The following is a 669-nucleotide window of genomic DNA, read 5'->3' on the forward strand; positions in this document are numbered from 1 at the left end:
TCCCAGCTACGGCTTCTTCAGCGCCATCGACTTCGCCCTCCCGTTCAGCCGGAGCCGAAACCTGCGGCACTTCCTCCATTGGTACGGCCAGCTTCACGTCGAGTACGAGGAAAAGAGCTTCGCCGGCCACAGCAATGGCACGTACATGCTGGGTCGTGCGCTGCTTGCCGTGCCGGCGGTGACATTCGATCGTGTCTACCTCGCCGGTTCGGTGCTTCCTCGGGAATTCGAGTGGTCACGGATCGTCGAGCGCGGACAGGTGATCCGGGGCATCCATAACGACCAGTCGACGAACGACGTCCCCGTCGGCATCCTGTGCGCGATGCTTCGCGGCCTCGGCATGCGGGACGTCGGCACCGCGGGCGTCTACGGGTTCGACGAGCGAGCCGATGTGTTCGCGCACCGGGCGTTCGACAAGGGGCACGGGGGTGCGCTGCGCCCCGCCCACATCGGGCACATCGCCGCGTTCCTGCGATCCGGCACGCAGCCGGAGGCCCGGGGGAGCCTCGAGCCCGGGAAGTACTTCTCGGTCGCCAGCGGCCTCGCCGGCACAGCGTCGCTGCCACTGCTCGCCGTCGGCATCTACAGCGCCGTCCGCTGGGTCCGCAGCGACGACGACAACTCACGCCTCGTGGCGATGGGTACCAGCGGCGCGGTCGCCTGGGTGCT

General features: G+C 68.2%; 1 protein-coding gene. It reads left to right on the forward strand.

The genetic code is table 11. From position 1 onward, the window contains the following. A partial coding sequence (locus E4P40_RS28455) for a hypothetical protein (protein ID WP_209305565.1) occupies positions 1-669 on the forward strand: 669 nt, incomplete at both ends.

The sequence above is a fragment of the Blastococcus sp. CT_GayMR20 genome (assembly GCF_004570345.1).